Source organism: Bradyrhizobium sp. CSS354, from assembly GCF_029051725.1.
Lineage (GTDB): Bacteria > Pseudomonadota > Alphaproteobacteria > Rhizobiales > Xanthobacteraceae > Bradyrhizobium.
This window is the reverse complement of sequence record NZ_JAACFU010000008.1, coordinates 116,159-134,683: the sequence shown is the minus strand read 5'-3', so window position 1 is coordinate 134,683 and position 18,525 is coordinate 116,159. Positions and strand designations below refer to the sequence as shown.

The 18,525-nt window shown below is 64.6% G+C and carries 20 protein-coding genes; 11 read left to right on the top strand and 9 right to left on the bottom strand.

Features of this window, described 5'->3' with window-relative positions; all coding sequences use genetic code 11:
* The first annotated feature begins 95 nt into the window (after window positions 1-95).
* From yajC to GWG67_RS20920, 6 genes are read left to right on the top strand one after another with little or no spacing between them, the layout of a single operon-like run.
* On the top strand, window positions 96-461 hold the full coding sequence (gene yajC / locus GWG67_RS20945) for a preprotein translocase subunit YajC (RefSeq protein ID WP_007610701.1): 366 nt from the start codon (window positions 96-98) through the stop codon (window positions 459-461).
* A 47-nt stretch (window positions 462-508) separates the two neighbouring features.
* Window positions 509-2,113 (top strand): protein translocase subunit SecD, encoded by a 1,605-nt coding sequence (gene secD, locus GWG67_RS20940; RefSeq protein WP_275171197.1) that lies wholly within the window; start codon window positions 509-511, stop codon window positions 2,111-2,113.
* 10 nt (window positions 2,114-2,123) lie between these two features.
* Window positions 2,124-3,143: a protein translocase subunit SecF gene (gene secF, locus GWG67_RS20935; RefSeq protein WP_275171196.1), complete on the top strand. Its 1,020-nt coding sequence runs from the start codon at window positions 2,124-2,126 to the stop codon at window positions 3,141-3,143.
* 60 nt (window positions 3,144-3,203) lie between these two features.
* Window positions 3,204-3,587, top strand: a complete 384-nt coding sequence (locus GWG67_RS20930) for an Mth938-like domain-containing protein (RefSeq protein ID WP_007590678.1) — start codon at window positions 3,204-3,206, stop codon at window positions 3,585-3,587.
* Window positions 3,584-4,447, top strand: coding sequence for a phytoene/squalene synthase family protein (locus GWG67_RS20925; protein WP_275171195.1), 864 nt, complete (start codon window positions 3,584-3,586; stop codon window positions 4,445-4,447). Before GWG67_RS20930 ends, GWG67_RS20925 begins: the two co-directional genes overlap by 4 nt.
* A gap of 45 nt (window positions 4,448-4,492) precedes the next feature.
* Window positions 4,493-5,737, top strand: coding sequence for a threonine ammonia-lyase (locus GWG67_RS20920; RefSeq protein ID WP_275171194.1), 1,245 nt, complete (start codon window positions 4,493-4,495; stop codon window positions 5,735-5,737).
* Between the two features lie 17 nt (window positions 5,738-5,754).
* Here GWG67_RS20920 and GWG67_RS20915 read toward each other — a convergent pair whose 3' ends face one another.
* The 5 genes from GWG67_RS20915 to GWG67_RS20895 form a co-directional block, all read right to left on the bottom strand.
* Entirely contained in the window at window positions 5,755-6,933 is a 1,179-nt protein-coding gene (locus GWG67_RS20915; RefSeq protein WP_275171193.1) for an aminotransferase class V-fold PLP-dependent enzyme, read from the bottom strand.
* A gap of 78 nt (window positions 6,934-7,011) precedes the next feature.
* Window positions 7,012-7,569, bottom strand: coding sequence for a CAP domain-containing protein (locus GWG67_RS20910; RefSeq protein ID WP_275171192.1), 558 nt, complete (start codon window positions 7,567-7,569; stop codon window positions 7,012-7,014).
* A gap of 105 nt (window positions 7,570-7,674) precedes the next feature.
* Complete coding sequence (locus GWG67_RS20905) at window positions 7,675-8,769, bottom strand: serine/threonine protein kinase (RefSeq protein ID WP_275171191.1); 1,095 nt, start codon at window positions 8,767-8,769, stop codon at window positions 7,675-7,677.
* Between the two features lie 7 nt (window positions 8,770-8,776).
* Window positions 8,777-10,204: a methylenetetrahydrofolate--tRNA-(uracil(54)-C(5))-methyltransferase (FADH(2)-oxidizing) TrmFO gene (trmFO, locus tag GWG67_RS20900; RefSeq protein WP_275171190.1), complete on the bottom strand. Its 1,428-nt coding sequence runs from the start codon at window positions 10,202-10,204 to the stop codon at window positions 8,777-8,779.
* A gap of 126 nt (window positions 10,205-10,330) precedes the next feature.
* Window positions 10,331-10,483, bottom strand: a complete 153-nt coding sequence (locus tag GWG67_RS20895; protein WP_007590701.1) for a DUF1127 domain-containing protein — start codon at window positions 10,481-10,483, stop codon at window positions 10,331-10,333.
* Between the two features lie 619 nt (window positions 10,484-11,102).
* Here GWG67_RS20895 and GWG67_RS20890 point away from each other — a divergent pair.
* Entirely contained in the window at window positions 11,103-11,429 is a 327-nt protein-coding gene (locus GWG67_RS20890; RefSeq protein WP_275171189.1) for a hypothetical protein, read from the top strand.
* Window positions 11,430-11,498: 69 nt separating this feature from the next.
* Here GWG67_RS20890 and GWG67_RS20885 read toward each other — a convergent pair whose 3' ends face one another.
* Both GWG67_RS20885 and GWG67_RS20880 read right to left on the bottom strand, forming a co-directional pair.
* Window positions 11,499-12,323, bottom strand: a complete 825-nt coding sequence (locus GWG67_RS20885; protein ID WP_275171188.1) for a lytic murein transglycosylase — start codon at window positions 12,321-12,323, stop codon at window positions 11,499-11,501.
* A 130-nt stretch (window positions 12,324-12,453) separates the two neighbouring features.
* Complete coding sequence (locus GWG67_RS20880) at window positions 12,454-13,362, bottom strand: DUF2189 domain-containing protein (protein ID WP_275171187.1); 909 nt, start codon at window positions 13,360-13,362, stop codon at window positions 12,454-12,456.
* A 331-nt stretch (window positions 13,363-13,693) separates the two neighbouring features.
* Between GWG67_RS20880 and GWG67_RS20875 the strand changes: the two genes are divergently transcribed.
* Window positions 13,694-14,077 (top strand): DUF3597 domain-containing protein, encoded by a 384-nt coding sequence (locus tag GWG67_RS20875; protein ID WP_275171186.1) that lies wholly within the window; start codon window positions 13,694-13,696, stop codon window positions 14,075-14,077.
* A gap of 52 nt (window positions 14,078-14,129) precedes the next feature.
* Here GWG67_RS20875 and GWG67_RS20870 read toward each other — a convergent pair whose 3' ends face one another.
* Window positions 14,130-14,405, bottom strand: coding sequence for a GNAT family N-acetyltransferase (locus tag GWG67_RS20870; protein ID WP_018458006.1), 276 nt, complete (start codon window positions 14,403-14,405; stop codon window positions 14,130-14,132).
* A gap of 103 nt (window positions 14,406-14,508) precedes the next feature.
* Between GWG67_RS20870 and GWG67_RS20865 the strand changes: the two genes are divergently transcribed.
* A complete protein-coding gene (locus GWG67_RS20865) occupies window positions 14,509-15,438 on the top strand; it encodes a tetratricopeptide repeat protein (RefSeq protein ID WP_275171185.1) in 930 nt (309 codons plus the stop codon).
* Window positions 15,439-15,501: 63 nt separating this feature from the next.
* Here the strand turns inward: GWG67_RS20865 and GWG67_RS20860 are convergent, their stop codons facing one another.
* Window positions 15,502-15,858, bottom strand: coding sequence for a hypothetical protein (locus tag GWG67_RS20860; protein WP_275171184.1), 357 nt, complete (start codon window positions 15,856-15,858; stop codon window positions 15,502-15,504).
* Between the two features lie 179 nt (window positions 15,859-16,037).
* On the opposite strand from GWG67_RS20860, the gene GWG67_RS20855 reads away from it, so the two are divergent.
* Together GWG67_RS20855 and GWG67_RS20850 are read left to right on the top strand one after the other, a co-directional pair.
* Complete coding sequence (locus GWG67_RS20855) at window positions 16,038-17,645, top strand: acyl-CoA synthetase (protein WP_275171183.1); 1,608 nt, start codon at window positions 16,038-16,040, stop codon at window positions 17,643-17,645.
* A gap of 9 nt (window positions 17,646-17,654) precedes the next feature.
* Window positions 17,655-18,515, top strand: a complete 861-nt coding sequence (locus GWG67_RS20850) for a DUF296 domain-containing protein (RefSeq protein WP_275171182.1) — start codon at window positions 17,655-17,657, stop codon at window positions 18,513-18,515.
* Window positions 18,516-18,525 lie beyond the last annotated feature (10 nt).

Below are 18,525 nucleotides of genomic sequence, written 5' to 3'. Positions count from 1 at the left end.
TGGGGCAATGGCCGCTATAGTCCGCGCGAATTTGACCGAACCGGTCGCCATTTGGGCCTGACCGGTTTTCCCCCGTTCTCACGAGGATCGTCCGAATGCTGATTACCCCTGCGTATGCCCAGGCTGCGGGCGCCGGCGACACCAGCGGCATGTTGATGTCGCTGCTGCCGTTCGCCCTGATCTTCGTGATCATGTACTTCCTGATTCTGCGTCCGCAGCAGAAGAAGGTCCGTGACCACGCTGACCTCGTGAAGAACATCCGCCGCGGCGACACCGTCGTGACCTCGGGCGGTCTCGTCGGCAAGGTTACCAAGGTCGTCGACGACGACCAGATCGAATTCGAGATCGCCGACGGCGTGCGCGTGCGGCAGATGCGCTCGATGGTCTCCGGCGTGCGCGCCAAGGGCGAGCCGGCCAAGGAATCCAAGGAAAGCGCCAAGGAAGACGCCGCGTCGAAGTGAGTGCTTCCGCGAGTCTCTCAAATCTCCTGATCTGACAGGTCCAGTCGATGTTGTATTTCACGCGGTGGAAGGCGCTCGGGATTATCCTGACGGCGCTGATCGTGTGCCTCTGCGCGGTCCCGAACTTCTTTCCCGAAGCGCAGGTCAAGACCTGGCCCGCCTGGGCGCAGCGTCGGCTCGTGCTCGGCCTCGATCTCCAAGGCGGCTCCTATCTGCTGCTCGAGGTCGACGGCAACTATGTGAAGAAGGAAAGGCTCGACCAGGTCCGCGACGACGTTCGCCGGACGCTGCGCGATGCCAAGATCGGCTTCACCGGCGGCGTCACCCTGCGCAACGACGCGGCCGAGGTTCGGATCACCAAGGAATCCGACCTGCAGCCTGCGCTCGCTAAGCTGCGCGAGCTGTCCCAGCCGCTGGGCGGACTGGTCGGATCCAGCGGTCAGCGCGACCTGGAGGTGACTGACGCCGGCGGCGGCGTGATCCGCCTTACCATCCCGCAGGCCGCGATGCTCGACCGCATGCGCAAGACCATCGAGCAGTCGATCCAGATCGTCGAACGCCGCGTCAACGAACTCGGTACCGTCGAGCCCGTCATCCAGCGCCAGGGCAACGACCGCATCCTGGTGCAGGTCCCCGGCCTCCAGGACCCGACCCGTCTGAAGGAATTGCTGGGCAAGACCGCGAAGATGGAATTCCGCATGGTTGATGCGTCCGTGCCGCCCGATCAGGCGCAGCAGGGACGTTTGCCGCCGGAATCCGAGCTTCTGATGAGCGCGTCGCCGCCGCCCACGCCCTATGTGGTCAAGAAGCAGGTGCTGGTCGCCGGCGGCGATCTGACCGATGCCCAGGCGAGCTTTGACCAGCGCACCAGTGAACCCGTCGTGAGCTTCAAGTTCAATACGTCGGGTGCGCGCAAGTTCTCGCAGGCCACGCAAGAGAACGTCGGGCTGCCTTTCGCGATCGTGCTCGACAACAAGGTCATCTCGGCGCCCGTGATCCGCGAACCGATCACCGGCGGACAGGGCCAGATATCCGGCAATTTCACCGTGCAATCGGCCAACGATCTCGCGATCCTGCTGCGCGCCGGCGCGCTGCCGGCACCGCTCACGGTGGTCGAGGAACGCACCGTCGGTCCGGGCCTCGGCCAGGACTCGATCGAGAAGGGCGAGCTCGCGGCTTACGTCGGCTCGATCCTGGTCATCATCTTCATGCTTTTGACCTACCGCCTGTTCGGCGTGTTCGCCAACATTGCGGTGGCCATCAACGTGGCCATGATCTTCGGACTCTTGTCGCTGCTCAACGCGACGCTGACGCTGCCCGGCATCGCCGGCATCGTGCTCACCGTCGGCATCGCGGTCGATTCCAACGTGCTGATCTACGAGCGCATCCGCGAGGAATTGCGTGGCGGCCGCAACGCGATCTCGGCGATCGATGCCGGTTTCAAGCGGGCGCTGGCGACCATCCTCGATTCCAACATCACCACCTTCATTGCTGCCGCGGTGCTGTTCTACATCGGCACCGGTCCGGTGCGCGGCTTCGCCGTGACGCTCGGAATCGGCATCATCACCACGGTGTTCACCGCCTTCACCCTGACCCGGCTGATCGTGGCCTGGTGGGTGCGGTGGAAGCGGCCGCAGAGCGTGCCGATCTAGGAGCCTGATCGTGAATCACACCGTTCTCATCGGGCTCGGCGTCCTGATTGCCATTCTCACCGTGGTTGCTGCATTCGGCTGGCTGCCGTCGCTGCGCATCGTCCCCGACGATACCCATTTCGACTTCACGCGGTTTCGGCGCATCAGCTTCCCGATCTCGGCGGCGTTGTCGATCGTCGCGATCACGCTGTTCTTCACCCATGGCCTGAATTTCGGCATCGACTTCCGCGGCGGCACGCTGCTGGAGGTGCAGGCCAAGTCCGGCACCGCCGATATCGCGGCGATGCGTACGACGTTGGATGGCCTGCGTCTCGGCGAAGTCCAGTTGCAGCAATTCGGCGGCCCCGCGGACGTCCTGATCCGCGTCGCGGAGCAGCCGGGCGGCGACGCCGCCCAGCAGGAGGCCGTGCAGAAGGTCCGCACTGCGCTTGGCGATTCCGTCGATTATCGCCGCGTCGAGGTGGTGGGACCGCGCGTATCGGGCGAATTGCTCGCGTACGGCATGCTCGGCCTGATGCTGGCGATCGTCTCGATCCTGGTCTACCTCTGGTTCCGCTTCGAGTGGCAGTTCGCGCTCGGCGCTATGATCGCCAACGTGCACGACATCGTGCTGACGATCGGCTTCATGTCGATCAGCCAAGTCGATTTCGACCTGACCAGCATCGCGGCGCTTCTGACCATTTTGGGGTATTCGCTGAACGACACCGTCGTCATCTACGACCGTATCCGTGAGATGCTGCGGCGCTACAAGAAGATGCCGATGCCGCAGCTCCTCAACGAGTCCATCAATTCGACGCTGTCGCGCTCGATCATCACCCATTTCACTGTGACGCTGGCGCTGCTGGCTCTGCTGCTGTTCGGCGGCCATGCCATCCACAGCTTCACCGCGGTGATGATGTTCGGCGTGGTGCTGGTCGGTACCTACACCTCGATCTTCATCGCGGCCCCGATCCTGATCTATCTCGGCGTCGGCGAGCATCGTGAAGATGCGGTCGATAGCGCTACGCCCGCGAAGAAAAGCAAGGCATGATCCGAACCGCGTGCCCTCGCAGGAGTTTGCGAGGGCAGTAAGCTCATTCGGACGAAGCTCATGGCCGGCGATCCCAACGCACCGCATTTCCCACGCTCGGCGCCGATCGAAGCTTATGGCAAGGGCGGCTTTGCCTTTGCCGGCATGTCGCATCGGGGATCACTGCTTTGCCTGCCCGACGCGATCTGGGCCTGGGACATAACGGACCCCGCGAAGATCGACCGCTATTCGCTGGATCGAGTTTTCAAGTCCGCCAACAGCATCGACACGCTCCTGATCGGCACCGGAACCGGGGTCTGGCTGCCGCCGGCGGAACTGCGCCAAGCGCTTAAAGCGGCGAGGGTGGTTCTGGATACGATGCAGACCGGTCCCGCCGTGCGTACCTACAACATCATGATCGGCGAACGGCGGCGCGTCGCGGCCGCGCTGATCGCCGTGCCATGAGTGGCTCCGCGCCGCCGCCGGATTCTGCTGCGTTCTGTGCCGACCTCGTGCGCAGCCACGACTTTCCGCGCTATGCCGCGACCCTGTTCGCGCCCGCTGCCGAGCGCCGCGCGCTGCTGGCGCTCTATGCCTTCAATGTCGAGATCGTCCGCGTCCGCGACCAGGTGAGCCAGCCCTTGCCCGGTGAAATCCGCCTGCAATGGTGGACCGACATGCTGTCGGGCCAGGTCCATGGCAGCGCCGAGGGCAATCCGGTGGCGGCGGAGCTGCTCCGCGCAATCCGTGATTTCGGCCTGCCGGTCGAGCCGCTGTCGCTGCTCGCCGACGAGCATCAATTCGATCTCTACAACGACCCAATGCCGACCATGACGGCTCTAGAAGGCTATCTGGCCGCGACCTGCTCGGCGTTGTTCGCTCTCGCGGCGCGGATCATGACGTCACCCCTAGACCCAGCCGAGCATCTCGCGCGGCATGCCGGGTTGGCTCAGGGCATCGCGCAAGTCATCACGAACTTGCCGCGTGATGCGGCGCACCGGCAATTGTTCCTGCCGCAGCAGCTGCTGACCAGCCACAATTGCAACATGGAGGACGTGTTCGCCGGCAAGGAGACGCCGAATTTGCGCGCCGTCCTGGACCAGCTCGCGAGCGAGGCCAAGCAGCATTTGACCACGGCCTTGTCGCTGTTGCCCGAGGTGCCGGTGTCGGCACGGCCAGCGTTTCTGCCTTTGAGCCAGGTACGGGCCGACCTCGAGCGCCTGTCGCAGCCAGGGCGCGATCCCTTTACGCCGCAGCCATCGTCGCGGCTGCGCACGCTGTGGACGCTGTGGCGGGCCTCGCGTTCCCCAAAGTTTACCAAATAGCGGTTGGCTTATCGCCTCGAACGGCCAAATGACCTATGCTGTCCCATGGCTGAGTTGTCCCAAAGTATCGCCACGGATCTCGGCGCCTTTCCGGTCTCGCTGAGCGACATTCATGCCGCCGCCGCGACCATCCGCGGCGCCGTCGTCGAGACGCCCTGTAGCTACAGCCGCACGCTGAGCAATATCTGCGGCTGCGACATCTGGCTGAAATTCGAGAACCTCCAGTTCACGTCCTCGTTCAAGGAGCGCGGCGCGCTCAACCGCCTCACGACGCTGACGCCGGACGAGCGCGCGCGCGGCGTCGTCGCGATGTCGGCGGGTAACCACGCGCAGGGCGTCGCCTATCACGCCAAGCGGCTCGGCATTCCCGCAACCATCGTCATGCCGGTCGGCACACCCATGGTGAAGGTCGAGAACACCAGGCATCACGGTGCCGAGGTGGTGGTGACGGGCGCCACGCTGGAGGAGGCGGCCGCGTATGCGCGCAGCCACGGCGAAGCCCGCGGCATGATCTTCGTCCATCCCTATGACGATCCGCTCGTCATCGCGGGGCAGGGCACGGTCGGGCTGGAAATACTCAAGGCAGTGCCGGAGCTCGATACACTGGTCGTCCCGATCGGCGGCGGTGGCCTGATCAGCGGGATCGCCATTGCTGCGAAATCGATCAAGCCGTCGCTGCGGATCCTCGGCGTCGAGGCCTGGCTCTACCCCTCGATGTACAACGCCATCCACGACGGCAATCTGCCGGCACGCGGCGACACGCTCGCCGAAGGCATCGCGGTGAAAACGCCCGGCAAGATCACGGCCGAAATCGTCCGCCGCCTCGTCGACGATATCGCACTGGTGAACGAAGCCGAGCTCGAGCGCGCGGTCGCTACTCTGATCTCGATCGAGAAGACGGTCGTCGAAGGCGCCGGCGCCGCCGGCCTCGCCGCGCTCATGTCCGACCCGTCCCGTTTCGCCGGCCAGAAGGTCGGGCTGGTGCTGAGCGGCGGCAATATTGACACACGTCTGATCGCATCGGTCCTGACCCGCGAGCTGGCGCGCGAGGGGCGGCTCACCCAATTGTCGCTCGACATCCCCGACAGGCCCGGCCAACTGGCTGCGGTCGCGGCACTGCTGGCCGAGGCCGGCGCCAACATCATCGAGGTCTCGCACCAGCGCACGTTTTCGGATCTTCCGGCCAAGGCGACGTTGCTGCAATTGGTGATCGAGACCCGCGACAGCGCCCATCTCGACGAGGTCATGGCGAAGCTTGGCGCATCCGGATTGAGTGCGCGCTGTACCTGAGCTCTGCGCGCCCGCCGCTATCGCGGCGTCAAACCCGCCAAATGGGCGATCAGCCGATCGATCTCGGCTTCCGTATTGTAGTAATGCGGGGAGACGCGCACCACCGGCGGCAGCGAGCGAATTTCGGCATCGATGCGCGTGCTCGACGGATCTGAGGCACCGATCGTGATGCCGGCTGCGGCCGAGCCGCTGACGACCGCTTCCGCCTCGTACCCTTCCACCGTGAAGCTGACGATGGCTCCCGGAGCGCGTCCGAGGTCGCGAATTCTGATGCCGCGAATGGACGCAACGCCGCCCCGAAGGCGGTCCGCCAGCATGCGGCAACGCCGCTCGATCGGGCCGATCCCGATATCAAGGGCATAATCGACGGCGGCGCCGAGCCCAAGCCGGGCTGCGTAGTTGTTCTCCCAGGTCTCGAAGCGGCGCGCATCGTCACGCAGCCGATAAGCGTCCCGGGAGACCCAGGGTGCGGCGAAGTGGTCGATCATTGGCGGTTCGAGCTGGTGCAGCATTGCCCGGCGGACGTAGAGGAAGCCGGTGCCGCGCGGGCCGCGCAGGAATTTGCGGCCCGTCGCCGACAGCATGTCACAGCCGATGGCCTCGACATCGACCGCCATCTGTCCCACGGCCTGGCAGGCGTCGAGGAGATAAGGAATGCCTCGTGCTCGCGCGATTCTGCCGACGGCTGCTGCGGGATTGACCAGCCCGCCATTGGTCGGAACCCAGGTGATCGCAATCAGTTTCACGCGCTCGTCGATCATGCGTTCGAGCGCGGCGAGGTCGAGTTCGCCGCTGGCATCGCTCGGCACGATGTCGATCGCGACGCCTGTGCGCTTGGCGACCTGAAGAAAGGCGACATAGTTGGCCGCGTACTCCGCCTCCGCGGTCAGGATCCGATCGCCATCGCGAAACTGAAGCGCGTAGAAAGCCATCTGCCAGGCAACCGTCGCGTTCTCCATGAGCGCGATCTCATCAGGCGCGGCATTCAGCAGGCGGGCGACCGAGCCGTAAACGGATTCAAGCCGGCGCGACTCCCGATCGGCAGCGGCATAGCCTCCGATCTCGCTCTCGAGGTCGATGTGTTCCTTCATCGCCGCAACCACCGGCGCCGGCATCAGCGCCGCGCCCGCGTTATGAAGATAGGCGAGCCGAGAGGCAGCCGGCGTCTCGCGACGAATTCGGTCGATATCCATCATCCATGCCTCCGCGTCTCGCGACCCTCGTGCGTGGATTAAACGCGTCGAGGGAAGCGGGCAAGATGGCTGGGCTTGATCTCAGATGCAGAGGCCGAGCAGCTTGATGTGGCAGCCGCTGGATTTCGGCTTGCTCGCAGGCGCGGCCTCGCGCTTCACGGCAACCAGAGGCTCCCCGTCTTTCTTGCCTTTGCCTTTGCCCTTCGGCTCGTAGTCGCCGGCGATCACCATCGCCCAATAGGTGCGTTTGCCGCTGGCGTTCTTCGCGCTCGCGATCCCGACGCGAGACGCGTTGTGCAGCAGCAGGTTCTTGCGGTGACCGGACGAGTCGATCCATTGTCCGAGGGTCTTCTCGAAATTGTCGTAGCCGTAGGCGATGTTCTCGGCAGCGCGGCCTGCGCCGGCGGGTGCGACGCGGCGGTTGAACGGGCCGAGGGCGTCGTGACTGAGGTCGTCCTTCGTCGCCATCGCGCGCGCCTGGTCCATGGCGATGCGGTCGAGGGTCGAATCGCGGACGACGCGGACCTCACCATGCTTGAGGCGGAAGCTGGAGATCAGGTCGGCGGGGGATTCGGCCATTGCGGACGTGGTGGCGAACAGCAGAAGGCCGGCGATCAGGCCGCCAACCACACGATGCATCATCGTCCCCCGAGTGCCCATGACCCCGCCAAGTCCCCCCGCCAAGCTCGAATTATCGGATCGCTTCTCTATCGCCAATGTGGACGCTTCAAGGCGTGATCCACGCTAGCCCGCCGGCAGGTCGGCCTCGAAATTGAAGCGGTCGCGCAGGTTCTTGCGCTGCTCCAGGATGTCCTTGAGGAAAGCACGGTCCTGGTCGTTCTTCATCATGGGCTCGATCAGATCGAGCTGGTTCATGGCGACCAGTTGCAGGATCTCTGTGCGCGGCTTGCCGTCGGCGTTGCGTGGCAGCGCGTGCACGACCTGGATGTGTTCCGGCGGCTTCGGCCCCTTGGCGGCTGTGAGCTCGTTCCGCAATTGGCCTTCGAGCGCGGCCTGATCGGCTTCGACGAAGGCATAGAGCCCGACACCGGAGCGTCGATCGGCAAAGGCGACGATAGCGGTGTCGCGCACGGCGGGGTTCTTGCGGATCAGTTCCGCCAGCACCGGCGCGTCGTTGACGAGCCTTCGGCCGCCGCCTTCACGGTCGGTGAAGTTGAACAGGCCGCGCGTGATTGCCCGATAGACCTTCTTGCCGGTGGCGAGCCACAGACTGGCGGCGAACGACTTCTTCGCCAGGATCTTGCGCTCGCGCGGCGTCAGCGCCTCCGGCGCGTAGGAGCGCTTGTGCTTGAGCAGATGCCGGAGATCTTCATAGGCCAGGACGCGGTAAAGCCGGCCGCGACGGTCGAAGCAGGCCGCGAGCTGGAAGTCGGTCACATAGGCGCGACCGTCGCGGCCGACCAGCCAGTTCTGTTCCTTGGCAAGATCGTTGTGGCAGATACCGGCGCGGCGCAGCCGTCGCAGCGCGGCCTTGGCTGACCGAAAATAGGCGAGGTCGCCATGTGGTTTCGCCAGATGCAGCGCGACACCGTCGACGAAGCTGCGCACCAGCGCGCGGCGTCCGGCCCACAGCAGCTCCGGGCCGACATCGAGACCTTTGGCGAGGGCCAGCGCATGCGTCTCGCGGGCGAACAGATGGCGCGCCAAAAGGAATGACCACCACGGCACCTCGTCGAGGCGGCGCAGCACCGCGTCGACCTCGCCGTCATCGTCGCGGAATCGGCCGCGCTCGACGGTCGAGAACACGTCGCGCTTGAGCAGCACGCCCTCGGTCCAGCGCGCCGAGAGTGTTGCGGCGTCGTCTTTGGGAAGGTTCATCGAAAACTCACGCCGCGGCGGCAATGCGCAGGTGATCGGCGATCCAGCGATCGAGATCGGCGAGCGCCAGCGCGCTCATCGCCTGCTTTTTGGCCACCGTCTTCTCGTTCCCGCGCAGCCGGCTTCCGTCGGGCTTCTTCGTCGGTGCGCTGGCGAGCGGCGGGAACAGGCCGAAATTGATGTTCATCGGCTGGAACGAGCGCGTGCCGGGCTCGATGGTCTCGATATGGCCGCCGGTGATGTGGGCAAGCAGGGATCCGAGCGCCGTCGTGACCGGCGGACTCGCAAGCGTCTCGCCGCGCACCTCCGCTGCCGCATAGAGACCGGCAATCAGGCCGACGCTGGCGGATTCCACATAGCCCTCGCAGCCCGTCATCTGGCCGGCAAAGCGCAGCCGCGGCTGCGCCCGCAGGCGCAACTGGCCGTCGAGCAGCTTTGGCGAGTTGAGAAAGGTGTTGCGATGCAGGCCGCCAAGGCGAGCAAATTCGGCCTTCTCCAGCCCCGGAATGGTGCGGAAGATGCGTTGCTGCTCGCCGTATTTCAGTTTCGTCTGGAAGCCGACGATGTTGTAGAGCGTGCCGAGCTTGTTGTCCTGGCGCAGCTGCACGATCGCGTAGGCCTTTGTGGTGGGATCGTGCGGATTGGTGAGGCCGACCGGCTTCATCGGCCCGTGGCGAAGAGTCTCGGGGCCGCGTTCCGCCATGACCTCGATCGGCAGGCAGCCGTCGAAATAGGGCGTGTTGGTCTCCCATTCCTTGAACTCGGTCTTCTCGCCGGCGACCAGCGCTGCGACGAAGCCGTCATACTGCTCCTTTGTCATCGGGCAGTTGATGTAGTCGGCGCCGGTGCCGCCGGGGCCGACCTTGTCGTAGCGCGACTGGAACCAGGCCACCGACATGTCGATGGATTCGCGGTGCACGATAGGCGCGATCGCGTCGAAGAAGGCGAGGGCGTTCTCGTCGGTCAACTCTCTGATCGCGTCGGCCAGCGGCGCCGAAGTGAGGGGGCCGGTCGCAACGATGACGTTGCTCCACTCGGCCGGCGGCAGGCCTGCGACCTCACCGCGGGCGATCTCGATCAGGGAATGATCGTTCAGCGCCTTGGTGACGGCCGCTGAGAAGCCGTCGCGGTCCACCGCCAGCGCGCCGCCGGCGGGCACCTGGTTGGCGTCGGCTGCGCGCATGATCAGCGAATCGAGGCGGCGCATCTCGGCATGCAGCAGGCCGACGGCGTTGTTGGCGGCATCGTCCGAGCGGAACGAATTGGAGCAGACGAGCTCGGCAAGCCCATCGGTGCGGTGTGCCTCGGTCATGCGGGTCGGCCGCATCTCGTGAAGCACCACGGGCACGCCTGATTTGGCCACCTGCCAGGCGGCTTCGGAGCCGGCAAGGCCTGCGCCGATCACGTGCACGGTATTTGATTGGGGTCCTGTCATGGGGCGGACAGGTAGCGCTTTTCGGCGATCAGTGGAATCGCCGAGATCGAGTTTTCTGCCTCCGGATGCGACAACGCCCGCACGAGGCGGGCGCTATCGGTTCGTCCGGTTAAGGGCTGAACGATATCAGCCCTGATACTGACCGGCGGCAACGCGCGGGATGTCCGAGCGATCGAGGCCGATGTCGGCCAGCTCGCGATCGCTGAGCTGGGACAGCTCGGCAACATTGCGCTGATAGTCCCGGAAAGCCTGGATCATGCGGATGAGCGAGAGCAGCATTGGTAGTCTCCTGTAGTTCGATTCAGCTCTTGCCCGAGCCTCATCGTTGAAATGAATATAGGTGAGAGTGGTGCAGTGCGAAAGTTCCGATGTTGCGATGCAGCTAAGCGCTCGGTGCATGGCATTAGTAACGGACGATTAACCCGGAAGCACTCCCGCCCAAAGGGTAGGCGGAACAGGGGGCATCGCGCTAAAAATGCCCGTTAATTCACGGATTTGTCTTGGCTCAGCCGGTTCCATTCAGAGGTCAAATAGACTGCTTTCCGGTCGTCGCAAGGTGATTGACTAGCTCCTATCTCGCATGCGCGAATCGCATGATGGGCAGAGTGAAAAAAGTGAATTTGTGTTCATCTCGCTAGCCTGTGCGGTACCTTTCCACTGCGGCCAGGGATTCACCTGGATCGACGTGACAAACGGCGGCCAGGCACGAACGAATTCATTCCGCTTGGTCAGCCCCAACCGCCGCCCGGGCGCGGTGCACACACGCCGAACGTGTGGCGTTGATTACAAACGTGTAATGAAAATCAGAAATTTTGCATGTGGCTCTGCGTGGCGCGCAACATCACGCAATTCTCGCGGGGAATTCATTGCGTCAAGTTGCCGCGCCCGGAGGAAGGTGATGTCGCAGAATCCGGCAATGTCGCTGGCTCTGGCCCAAGAACAAGAGAAGGAAGGTAACGTCATGACGAAGTTACTCGGGGTTATCGCTATTGCCGCTGTCGCGTTCGCCGTCGCGCCGGCCCAAGCCGCCAAGCACGCCGCCGCCGGCTGCAGCTCGGCCGATCTGGAGAAGACCGAGACCGCGATCGAAAACATGGCCGATGGCGACGGCAAGTTCGTTGCGCAGAAGGAGATCGCGGCCGCGCAGGACTCGCTGCTCAACGGCAAAATGGGGGCGTGCGGCGCGCATCTCAATAAGGCGATGCACGCGACCATGGGAAAATAAGAGCTTCAGGAACGCAAGGAGAGGGCCGGTCGCGGGCGATCGGCCCTATGCGTTTTTGACGAGGGGTCGCTAGGGGGCGCGCGCGAGCTGGGTGGCGAAATAAGCGATGGTCTTCGAGTAGACCTCGCTCTTGTTCCACTGCTGCAGCACCGCGAAGTTCGGACCGCCCGGCTGCCAATCCTTACCCTTCTGCCAGCCATAACCGGCGAGATAGTTCGCGGTTGAGGCGAGCACGTCAGGGGCGTTGTGCAGGAGATCGCGCTTGCCATTGCCGTCGAAATCGACGGCGTACTTCATCCATGACGACGGCATGAACTGAGTCTGTCCGAGCTCGCCGGCCCAGGCGCCCTTCATGTCGGCCGGTGCGAGGTCGCCGCGCTGGACGATGCGGAGCGCATCCAACAGCTCGGCGCGAAATTGCTCGGAGCGCCGACAGTCATAGGCCAGCGTCGCCAGCGAGCGGATGGTCGCGAACTTACCGGTATTGACACCGAAATCGGTCTCGAGACCCCAGATCGCGACCAGCACCTCGCCAGGCACGCCGTAGGTCTGCTCGATGCGCGACAGCACCGAGCCGTATTGCTTCATCATGTTGGAGCCGCGCGTCAGGCGCGGCGGCACCATGCGGCCGGAAAACTCCTCGAAGCTCTGGGTGAAGACCTTCTGCGAGCGGTCGCGGTTGAGCACGCTTTGATCGAGCGTTACACCGGCGAGCCCGGCGGAAATGGCCTGTTGCGAGACGCCTTTGGCCGCGGCATCGGTTTTGAAGTCTGCAAGCCACGCGTCGAAATTGCCTGAACCGCAGGCAACAGCGGCGAGCGCTGGCTGAGCGGATAGGATGGACGCGGTGATGGCTAAGGCTGCGAGGGCGAGACGAGAAATCGTCGGGGTCATTCGAGCAAATAAATTCCGTGAAGTGATCTGAACGGCGGGCGCAATCTCGGTGGAAACCGCGGCCAAAGCAAGGCGCATGGCGGTGCGCGATCCTGCCCGCACCGGGGCAGGATCGCACGTCACGATATCGTCAGGCGTCGGTCCGATTGCGCCAGGGGAAGAGGTTGGCGGGGAAATCGGCAGCCGGCTTGCGTGGACGATGCGGTGGAGGCGGCACCGGGCGCGCGCCCGGATCGGCCGCGATCACCTTGCGGTAGAGATGCCAGGTGGCATGGCCGAGCACGGGGACCACCACGGCAAGGCCGAGGAAGGCGGGAATCGTGCCCAGCGCCAGCAGGACGGCCACGATCAGGCCCCAGGCCGCCATCGGCACTGGGTTCTTCGCGACGACGCGCAGCGACGTCACCATTGCCTCGAACGCGCCGGCATGGCGGTCGAGCATCAGTGGGAACGACACGGCGCTGATGCAGAGCGCGGCAAGGGCGAACAGGAAGCCGGTGCCGCAGCCGACCACAATCAGCCACCAGCCTTGCCGGCTCGTGAGCACGCGCGTCAGAAAATCCGAGATCCCGGACGCGCCTTCATAGCCGAAAGCGGCGACGTAGATCGCCTGCGCGGTCGCAACCCAGGTCACGAACAGGGCCAGCAGCAGCGCGCCGAGGCCGAGCATAGCGCCGAAGGAGGGCGAACGCAGCACCTCCATGGCATCCCAGGCGCTGGCTTCTTCATAGCGCTCGCGCCGGCTGGAGAGCTCGTACAGACCGAGAGCGGCGAACGGGCCGATCAGCGCGAAGCCCGCGGCCAGTGGAAACAACAACGGCAGCACTGAATAGCCCATCACCACGCGGGCGAGCACGAGGCCTAGCACGGGATAGATCACGCAGAGGATGATGGCGTGGCTCGGCACCGCCTTGAAATCTTCCCAGCCGCGCTTGAGCGCATCGTTCAGATCGGAGAGTTGGATGGTTCGGATCACCGGTCCAGCCGCTTCGGCGGTCTGGGCCATGGTGGGGACATTGCCCTGGTAGAGTGTGGCCATGGTCGCTAGCTCCCTTGCCATGCGGCCGCATCTGGCGCCAGCAAACGGCGCGAGCGGCCGCTATTCTGAGTTTCGCGATCTCAACCAGACGCTATTCTGGATGGCATCGCGAACTGAACCTGAAGCGTACGCCCATTTGCGAGTCCTGTCCCTCACGCTTGGGTGAGATTCGATGCCGCAGCGCAACCTTGACGATGTCATTCGGTCGTCATTTCGCCGCAGATAAGCTGATGCTGCGTGTTGGTTCGCGGAACTTCGCGGGCGCAATGACGCAACTTGGTCTATAAGGGCCACTCAAGGCCCTTCCACGGGTCCTTTTCGGGGAGCAGACATGAGCATTTTCGGGAAAATTATGGGCGCGATCTTCGGTAGCCATCCAGCTTCCGCGGCGCCCGCAGGCAGCGCACCATCGGGCAGCGCGCCCGCGGGGGCGGCGCCAAGCGGATCGGCCCCAGCGGTGGACGTTGCCTCGATCGTCGACGCGGCGGTCGCCGCGCACAAGGGCGAAAAGCTGGAATGGCGCACCTCGATCGTCGACCTCATGAAGGCGCTCGACATTGATTCCAGCCTTGCTGCACGCAAGGACCTTGCCAAGGAGCTCGGCTATAGCGGCGACACCAACGATTCCGCGAGCATGAACGTCTGGCTGCACAAGCAGGTGATGTCCAAGCTCGCCGCGAACGGCGGCAAGCTGCCGCCGGAGATCAAGCACTGACCGATCGCCGGTCATAACCCAAGGGCCCGCGATCGCGCGGGCCCGTTTGCATTCAGGCGACGAGATCCGCATCTTCCGGATGCCTGTCGAGATAGTCGACCACGAAGCCGCAACCGGCGATCACCTTCCTGCCGTCGCGGCGGATCAATTCCAGCGCGCCCTTGACCAGCTCGGAGCCGATGCCCCGGCCGCGCAGCGCTCGCGGCGTCTCGGTGTGGGTGATGATCACCGCCGACGGCGTCAGCCGGTAATTGGCGAAGGCGATTTCGCTGCCGACATCGAGCTCGAAGCGGCTTCTGTCCTTGTTGTCCCGTACCGATGGCGCCATGCAAAATCCTTCCGACATGCTGCTTGCCTCTGATTTAGGCGCCTGAACCGGCCCTTGCCAAGGTGCGACCAAGAGAGGTTGCCGCAGGGGAGATATCCGGAAAATGCGTGTCCCGCTCAGCCTCATCGCGCTGCTCGCCGCGCTGATCTCGCCGGCGCCGGCTGCGGCGGCAGGCAGTCCGGCCTGGGAGGCTTGCGTCGGATTGACCAGCACGCCGGACGAGCGGATCACGGCTTGCTCGATCGTGATCGAAACGAACAGCGAGAGCGAACGTCGGCTCGCCGGCGCTTATTGCAATCGCGGTCATGGCCTCACCGAGAAGCGCGAGCTCGAGGCGGCGTTGTCCGATCTCGACGAGGCGGTCAGGCTCGACCCCGGTTATGCCTGCGCCTACAACAATCGCGGCCGTGTCTACAGTTCCAAGCGCGACTATGATCGCGCCATTGCCGATTACGACCTGGTCATCAAGCTCGATCCGTCGCTGGCGCTGGCCTACGGCAATCGCGGCGAGTCGCGTTTCAACAAGGGCGATCTCGACGGTGCGTTGGCCGACTTTGATGCCGCGATCAAGCGCGATCCCAAATACGCCATGGCCTACGCCAATCGTGCGTTGGTGTATTACCGCAGGCACGACATGGCGCACGCCATCGCCGACTACACGACGCGGATCAAGCTCGCGCCCGATGTGCTCGCCTATATCGACCGCGGCAACGTCTATCGCGACAGCGAGCAGCTCGATCGCGCCGCCGCCGATTATGGTGCGGCGATCCGTGTTGCGCCGACCGACGCGCGCGGTTGGCGCAATCGCGGCATGATCCGGCTCTATCAGGGCGACAGCAAGGGCGGCGTTTCCGATTACGACAAGGCGCTGCAATACGATCCCTCCGACGTGTTCTCGTGGAACAACCGCGGACAGGCTAAGCTGCGGCTCGGCGACAAACAGGGCGCGATTGCCGATTTCAGGAAGGCGCTGGAATTGAAACCGGGCCTGCAGACCGCACAGGAGTCATTGCGGAAGCTCGGGGCGTTGTAGCTCTCGGTCGCTTCTCGCGACGACGGGGCTGGACTTTCTCCGGGTCCTGATAGTCCGGATGCTTCAATCGGTCGCTTTGGCGAGCCTGGAATCCTCGGGCCGCGGCTGCGGGCGCAGGCATCCCTGGCAGATGACGAGGGAACGGTTGACCCTGGCGTCCTGCTCGGCCTCGATGCCGTCCTGCGCCTGCCACCATTCCTTTGAATAGGGCTGAAGCCCGGCTTGCGATCTGTTGCGCTCGGATCGGGCGGTCCGTGCTGGTTCCGAGGCAGCACGCGGGTGATTGGGATTCTCGCCGGCGCCATCCCAGGCATAGCGCGTAGACTTGAAGGCGGGATCGGAGGCGAAGTGCGCTTGTGGGCCCACGGCACACCCGGCAAGCGCCAGCGATAAAAGGAGGAGGGCGGGCGCTTTGACCATGATGCGGCACTCTTTACGCGAGAACTGACGAAGGTTGCGCCGATCATGTTTAAAATTTCCTGAACGGTTGGATGGGCTGCGCTGCGCCCGGCAGCCTTGCAGGGGTACTGGCGATGGCGATAAATGGGCTGCAATGAGCGGGCGGTTCGTGTGCCGTCCGCCGCCGAAGAGGAAACCCGATGCAGCCCCTGCGCATGTCCCGCCGCGTCATGAATCTCGCTCACATGCTCACCCAGAATGCGCGGCGGCATGGGGCGCGTCCCGGTTTCGTCTGGGGTGACAGATCCTGGACCTGGCGCGAGATCGACGCGCAGGTCTCGGCGCTGGCGGCAGCCCTCGCGGCGCGCGGCATCTCGAAGGGCGACCGCATCCTCGTCCATTCCAAGAACGGCGACGAGATGTTCTTCTCGATGTTCGCCGCGTTTCGGCTCGGCGCCGTCTGGGTGCCGACCAATTTCCGCCTGATGCCGGACGAGGTCGCCTATCTCGCGCAGGCTTCCGGCGCGAAGGCGTTTCTGTGCCACGTCGATTTTCCCGAGCACGCCGCGGCGGTGAAGGATGGAGAGCTGGAATTCACCTGGAGCATCGACGGTCGGGCGCCATTTGCCGAGACGTCGGTTGCGGATGCCGTCACGTCGCGCGCCGGCACGGTGGTCGAGAACGTCGCAGTCGAGCACGACGATCCCTGCTGGTTCTTCTTCACATCGGGAACCACCGGCCGCTCCAAGGCTGCGGTGCTCACCCACGGTCAGATGGGTTTTGTCGTCACCAACCATCTCGCCGATCTCACCCCCGGCGTCACCGAAGCGGATGCCTCGCTGGTGGTGGCGCCGCTGTCGCATGGCGCCGGAGTGCATCAGCTGGTGCAGACCGCGCGCGGCGTGTGCACCGTGCTGTTGCCGACGGAGAAATTCGACATCGACGAGGCGTTCCGCCTGATCGAGGCGCATCGGGTCAGCAATCTCTTCGTGGTGCCGACCATTCTGAAGATGATGGTCGAGCATCCCGCCGCCGACAAATACGATCATTCCTCGCTGCGCCAGGTGATCTATGCGGGTGCGCCGATGTATCGCGAGGACCAGAAGGCTGCGCTGAAGAAGCTCGGCAAGGTCATCGTGCAGTATTTCGGCCTCGGCGAGGTGACCGGCAACATCACGGTGCTGCCGGCGGCGCTGCATGATCCCGAGGACGGGCCGCACGCGAAGATCGGCACCTGTGGCTTCGAGCGTACCGGCATGCAGGTTTCGATCCAGGACGACGAGGGCCGCGAACTCGGCGCCAACCAGAGCGGCGAGATCTGCGTTATCGGCCCCGCGGTGCTTGCCGGCTACTACGACAATCCCGATGCCAACGCGAAGGCGTTCCGCAACGGCTGGTTCCGCACCGGCGATCTCGGCCACATGGACGAGGAGGGGTTCGTCTACATCACCGGACGAGCCTCCGACATGTACATCTCCGGCGGCTCCAACATCTATCCGCGCGAAATCGAGGAGAAAATCCTGACCCATCCTTGCGTCGGCGAGGTCGCGGTGCTCGGCGTGCCCGATGCGACCTGGGGCGAGGTCGGCGTTGCCGTCTGCGTCGCCCGCGAAGGCGCGAAGCCGGTGAGCGAAGCGGAGATGGCGGCGTTCCTGTCGCCCAAAGTGCCGCGCTACAAGATGCCGAAGCGGTTCTTCTTCTGGGAGGCCTTGCCGAAATCCGGCTACGGCAAGATTCCCAAACGGATGGTTCGCGACGAGCTCGAGGCACGCGGGCTGCTCGATCTCGATAAGACACGAGTGGGCTGAGCGAAGGTCATGCGCAGCATCAAGCAGCCCGGCGCGCCGGTCGCCGAACGCATCCAATGGGTGGAGGCGAGGGGACGCGCTTTCTCCTTCACGCTTCAAGCAGGACTGCCGCTGCTGGAGGCGGCGCGCCGCGGTTTTGCCGCGGAGGGATTTGCCGGCGGTGTGCTCTGCTTCGGGCGCGGCGCGCTCAGGCCGTTCGGCTATGTCATGCCGGCGCTGTCGAAGACCAGCGAGAACGCCGCGTTCTACAGCGACACATTCCGGCCAAGCGGCGTGACGCGCACCAGGCTCGGCAGCATGACGCTGGGCATGCGCGACGGCGCGCCGTTCTTTCATTGCCATGGGCTGTGGACGGAGGCCGATGGCCGCGCCAGTGGCGGCCACATGCTGCCGGACGAGACCGATGTCGCCGAGCCGTTCGAGGTCGAGGCCTTCGGCATCGATGGTGCGATGTTTAGCGCCGAGCTCGATCCCGAGACCAACTTCAAGCTGTTCGGGCCAGTGGCGGCTGCGCGCACCGGCGCGCGCACGACCAGCCGCGCTTTCGCGCTGCGGCTGCGCCCCAATCAGGATTTTGCCGGCTGTCTCGAAGACTTCTGTCGCGCGCAGGGCATCGCGCGCGGGAAGATTCATGGCGGTGTTGGTTCGACCATCGGCGCCCGATTTACTCATGGCGGTGTGACCGAGCCCTTCGCGACCGAGCTTGCAGTAACCGCCGGCACGATTGCGGCCGGCCCCTCCGGCGCCCTCGAAGCCGCACTCGACGTCGCCCTGATCGACTACACCGGCGGCATGGCGGAGGGACGTCTGATCCGTGGCGACAATCCCGTGCTGATGACCATGGAGCTGGTGCTCGAGGTGTTGGGCTAGCCCCGAAGAG

What these genes read in the sequence shown, in the direction of transcription:
- yajC (WP_007610701.1), top strand. Translation starts at nt 96, where the DNA reads ATGCTGATTACCCCTGCGTATGCCCAGGCTGCGGGCGCCGGCGACACC.
- secD (WP_275171197.1), top strand. Translation starts at nt 509, where the DNA reads ATGTTGTATTTCACGCGGTGGAAGGCGCTCGGGATTATCCTGACGGCG.
- GWG67_RS20930 (WP_007590678.1), top strand. Translation starts at nt 3,204, where the DNA reads ATGGCCGGCGATCCCAACGCACCGCATTTCCCACGCTCGGCGCCGATC.
- GWG67_RS20925 (WP_275171195.1), top strand. Translation starts at nt 3,584, where the DNA reads ATGAGTGGCTCCGCGCCGCCGCCGGATTCTGCTGCGTTCTGTGCCGAC.
- GWG67_RS20920 (WP_275171194.1), top strand. Translation starts at nt 4,493, where the DNA reads ATGGCTGAGTTGTCCCAAAGTATCGCCACGGATCTCGGCGCCTTTCCG.
- GWG67_RS20915 (WP_275171193.1), bottom strand. Translation starts at nt 6,933, where the DNA reads ATGATGGATATCGACCGAATTCGTCGCGAGACGCCGGCTGCCTCTCGG.
- GWG67_RS20910 (WP_275171192.1), bottom strand. Translation starts at nt 7,569, where the DNA reads ATGCATCGTGTGGTTGGCGGCCTGATCGCCGGCCTTCTGCTGTTCGCC.
- GWG67_RS20905 (WP_275171191.1), bottom strand. Translation starts at nt 8,769, where the DNA reads ATGAACCTTCCCAAAGACGACGCCGCAACACTCTCGGCGCGCTGGACC.
- trmFO (WP_275171190.1), bottom strand. Translation starts at nt 10,204, where the DNA reads ATGACAGGACCCCAATCAAATACCGTGCACGTGATCGGCGCAGGCCTT.
- GWG67_RS20895 (WP_007590701.1), bottom strand. Translation starts at nt 10,483, where the DNA reads ATGCTGCTCTCGCTCATCCGCATGATCCAGGCTTTCCGGGACTATCAG.
- GWG67_RS20890 (WP_275171189.1), top strand. Translation starts at nt 11,103, where the DNA reads ATGTCGCAGAATCCGGCAATGTCGCTGGCTCTGGCCCAAGAACAAGAG.
- GWG67_RS20885 (WP_275171188.1), bottom strand. Translation starts at nt 12,323, where the DNA reads ATGACCCCGACGATTTCTCGTCTCGCCCTCGCAGCCTTAGCCATCACC.
- GWG67_RS20880 (WP_275171187.1), bottom strand. Translation starts at nt 13,362, where the DNA reads ATGGCCACACTCTACCAGGGCAATGTCCCCACCATGGCCCAGACCGCC.
- GWG67_RS20875 (WP_275171186.1), top strand. Translation starts at nt 13,694, where the DNA reads ATGAGCATTTTCGGGAAAATTATGGGCGCGATCTTCGGTAGCCATCCA.
- GWG67_RS20870 (WP_018458006.1), bottom strand. Translation starts at nt 14,405, where the DNA reads ATGGCGCCATCGGTACGGGACAACAAGGACAGAAGCCGCTTCGAGCTC.
- GWG67_RS20865 (WP_275171185.1), top strand. Translation starts at nt 14,509, where the DNA reads ATGCGTGTCCCGCTCAGCCTCATCGCGCTGCTCGCCGCGCTGATCTCG.
- GWG67_RS20860 (WP_275171184.1), bottom strand. Translation starts at nt 15,858, where the DNA reads ATGGTCAAAGCGCCCGCCCTCCTCCTTTTATCGCTGGCGCTTGCCGGG.
- GWG67_RS20855 (WP_275171183.1), top strand. Translation starts at nt 16,038, where the DNA reads ATGCAGCCCCTGCGCATGTCCCGCCGCGTCATGAATCTCGCTCACATG.
- GWG67_RS20850 (WP_275171182.1), top strand. Translation starts at nt 17,655, where the DNA reads ATGCGCAGCATCAAGCAGCCCGGCGCGCCGGTCGCCGAACGCATCCAA.